The organism is Pseudomonas sp. PICF141 (assembly GCF_002286815.1).
Classification (GTDB): Bacteria; Pseudomonadota; Gammaproteobacteria; order Pseudomonadales; family Pseudomonadaceae; genus Aquipseudomonas.
Genome location: NZ_MUNM01000060.1, coordinates 1 through 3,250, shown reverse-complemented (window position 1 = coordinate 3,250; position 3,250 = coordinate 1). Strand labels below are relative to the sequence as shown.

The following is a 3,250-nucleotide window of genomic DNA, read 5'->3' as shown; positions in this document are numbered from 1 at the left end:
GTATGCGTCCGGCCAAGTCATCTACCCAGCCCTTCAAGGCCAAGACATGGTGTGCACTTAAATTTAAGTGGGCACCAGTTCTAGCTTTTTAAGCGGGTATTTCATGCAGCCAACACGCCGTTCCTATTCCAAGTCCTTCAAAGCCCAAGTCATTCAAGAGTGTGGCCAGCCCGGCGCTTCGATTGCCAGCATCGCACTCAGCCATAACCTCAACGCGAACCTCGTCCACAAATGGATTCGGCTGCAAGCGCAGAAAAGCACAGCACTACAATCTGCATTTATTCCGTTACCCGTGCCGTTGGCCGGGGCCAAGTCTCACTCATCATCATCATCATCATCGAATATCTGCGTTGAAATACAGCACCCGCGCGGCATCGTCAAAGTGAACTGGCCCACTGAAAATGCTGCTGCCTGCGTGACCTTTCTTCGAGACCTTTTGCGATGATTCGCATCGACTCCATCTGGCTCGCCACCGAGCCGATGGACATGCGCGCAGGCACCGAAACTGCGTTAGCCAGGGTCATAGCGGTGTTCGGTGCGGCGCAGCCGCACTGTGCTTACCTGTTCGCCAACCGCCGCGCCAATCGCATGAAAGTGCTGGTGCATGACGGCTTCGGAGTGTGGCTGGCGGCGCGCCGGTTGAACCAGGGCAAATTTCACTGGCCTGGCATTCGCCATGGTACTGAAGTGGAACTGGATACCGAGCAACTTCAGGCATTGGTGTTGGGTCTGCCATGGCAACGCGCAGGTTCTGGAGGCTCGATCACACTGCTTTAGCGGCTGCCATTAGTCCATCGACCTATCGCCGCAAATTGTCTGCTCTGGCAAAATCAGCACTATGACTTCGCTCCTCAATCTCGACCACCTGACTCCTGAGCAACTGCGCGCCTTGGCGGCGCAGTTGATGAAGCGTGTCGAGACGCTCGATCACCAAGTCGACACGCTGGGCAAGTCGGTCGAAACGATGGGTAAAACCGTTGAAACGATGGGCAAGAAGATCAACAGTGATCAAACAGTCATAGAGAAACTGACCTTCGAGATCGCACAGCTCAAGCGCTTGAAATTTGCCAAGCGCAGCGAGCAGATGAATCCTGAGCAAGCCAGTTTGCTCGATGATCTGATCGATACCGATATCGCGGCGATTGAAGCAGAGCTTCAAGCCTTGCAAACAGTGCTGGCTCCGACCGAGAAAAAGCAAAAGCCCAAACGCACTGCTTTGCCGGCAGAGTTTCCACGCACACTGATCCATCACGAGCCGGACAATACTTACTGCCCATGCGGCTGCGCCCTCAAGCGCATCGGCGAGGACGTCAGCGAGAAGCTGGACTACACGCCCGGCGTATTTACCGTTGAACGCCATGTGCGCGGCAAATGGGTCTGCGATGACTGCGAAACGCTGATCCAGGCACCCGTTCCGGCGCAGGTTATTGATAAGGGCATCCCGACTGCTGGCCTGCTGGCCCACGTCATGATTGCCAAGTTTGCCGACCACCTGCCGCTTTACCGTCAGGAATCGATCTTCGGTCGAGCGGGCCTGGCGATTCCACGCTCAACCTTGGCTCAATGGGTTGGCGTGACCGGGGTTCAGTTGCAGCCGCTGGTTGATGCGCTGCGCGACGTGGTACTCGGGCAGCAGGTTATTCATGCCGATGAAACACCGGTGCAGATGCTCATGCCGGGAACAAAGAAAACCCACCGTTCCTATGTTTGGGCCTATGCCACCAGCCAGTTCTCAGATGTGGCAGCGGTGGTTTACGACTTCAGCCCCAGCCGCGCCGGAGAGCATGCTCGCAACTTCCTGCAAGACTGGAGGGGCAAGCTGGTCTGCGACGATTTTGGCGGCTACAAGGCCAGCTTTGAACTCGGCGTGACCGAGATCGGCTGCATGGCTCATGCACGGCGCAAGTTTTTCGAACTGCACGCTACGAATAAAAGCATGCTCGCCGAGCAAGCCCTGCGCTATATCCAGTTGCTGTACGAAATCGAAAGTGAAGTCCGCGACCTGGAGCCAGATTTAAGGCGCCGAATACGGCAAGAAAAAGCTGTGCCGGTGATGAACATGCTGCACGCCTGGATGATCGCCCAGCGTGACCTCGTGCCCGAAGGCTCGGCTATCAGCAGAGCCCTCGATTACAGCCTGAAACGCTGGGCAGCGCTGTCGCGCTACCTCGATGACGGGGCTGTACCCATTGATAATAATTGGGCAGAGAACCAGATACGGCCTTGGGCGCTTGGACGCAAGAACTGGCTCTTCGCAGGGTCGTTGCGCAGCGGAAAGCGGGCGGCGGCGATCATGAGTCTGATCCAGTCGGCGCGGCTGAATGGTCAGGACCCGTACGGTTATTTGAAGGATGTTCTCAAGCGCCTGCCGACGCAGCGAGCGAGTGAAATAGGACAACTGCTGCCGCATCACTGGATGCCGGACTGACTTACTCAACTTGAGTTCGGCAGCCTGCTTGTCGCCCGCGTTACGTACAGTAGCTCTTCACTGACCAACTTTTTCCGCATCGGTGTACAAGCCAGCTCAAGACCGGAGGGCGAGGTATAGATAGCTTGAATATCTCCGTGATAGCCACACCGACGGTAGAACGCGGTTGCGTTAGGGGTAGCATCTAAATGGATGTCGACGATCCCAGCTTTAAAGGCCAGTCGCTCAAGGTATAGGAGCATTGTCTTGCCAATCCCCTGTCCCATGAATGCAGGCAATACGAAAATAGCGCCTATCTCTCCAGACTGGAAATCAATCAGACCTGTTGCGACCGGTATCTCGCCCAACCAGGCAACGTGGTACTCCTTTTCCACCCAAGCCCGATATCGGTCTGTGAGCGGCACATCAGTCCACGCCATTACTTGCTCAGCGGTATAGACGGTAATGCATTGATGCCGGATCGCCTGGAGGCGTATATCAAACGCGGCCTCGGCGTCAGTACGTTTGGCTGGGCGAATCAACAGCATCTTCACTCTCCTTGTCATCAATGAGTTGGAAGGGGAATGAAAAAGCCCCATCCATTTCTGGCGGGGCTTCTGGTCAATGCTTCTGTTCTAAGCGCGCATCGCCCTATGGCCCGCCAAAGGCAGTCATCAAGGGGCGCATCATGCTAACGAGATTTGTAGGAGTCATTGATTGATAATCTGGAGATTTGAAGACTGTGTCAAGAAATGAAAAAGCGAACTGGCGAGCTGCTCTTTCGGGAAATCTGATCGTATTTAGACCATTTGCTTTGTCCAGACGACTTCACCAGACGCTTAC

At 55.3% G+C, this 3,250-nt stretch carries 4 protein-coding genes; 3 read left to right on the top strand and 1 reads right to left on the bottom strand.

What is annotated here, in order from left to right:
• The first annotated feature begins 103 nt into the window (after positions 1-103).
• The 3 genes from BZL43_RS27980 (at position 104) to BZL43_RS17040 (ending at position 2,428) form a co-directional block, all read left to right on the top strand.
• Entirely contained in the window at positions 104-445 is a 342-nt protein-coding gene (locus tag BZL43_RS27980) for a transposase (protein WP_256582864.1), read from the top strand.
• Complete coding sequence (gene tnpB / locus BZL43_RS28585; protein ID WP_143517869.1) at positions 442-777, top strand: IS66 family insertion sequence element accessory protein TnpB; 336 nt, start codon at positions 442-444, stop codon at positions 775-777. The genes BZL43_RS27980 and tnpB overlap by 4 nt, the downstream gene beginning before the upstream one ends.
• Positions 778-838: 61 nt before the next feature.
• On the top strand, positions 839-2,428 hold the full coding sequence (locus tag BZL43_RS17040; protein ID WP_095633391.1) for an IS66 family transposase: 1,590 nt from the start codon (positions 839-841) through the stop codon (positions 2,426-2,428).
• Positions 2,429-2,433: 5 nt separating this feature from the next.
• Here BZL43_RS17040 and BZL43_RS17035 read toward each other — a convergent pair whose 3' ends face one another.
• Entirely contained in the window at positions 2,434-2,955 is a 522-nt protein-coding gene (locus BZL43_RS17035; RefSeq protein ID WP_095633390.1) for a GNAT family N-acetyltransferase, read from the bottom strand.
• Between the last annotated feature and the right edge of the window lie 295 nt (positions 2,956-3,250).

Coding starts and splice junctions, on each gene's coding strand:
- tnpB (WP_143517869.1), top strand. CDS start 442: ATGATTCGCATCGACTCCATCTGGCTCGCCACCGAGCCGATGGACATG.
- BZL43_RS17040 (WP_095633391.1), top strand. CDS start 839: ATGACTTCGCTCCTCAATCTCGACCACCTGACTCCTGAGCAACTGCGC.
- BZL43_RS27980 (WP_256582864.1), top strand. CDS start 104: ATGCAGCCAACACGCCGTTCCTATTCCAAGTCCTTCAAAGCCCAAGTC.
- BZL43_RS17035 (WP_095633390.1), bottom strand. CDS start 2,955: ATGCTGTTGATTCGCCCAGCCAAACGTACTGACGCCGAGGCCGCGTTT.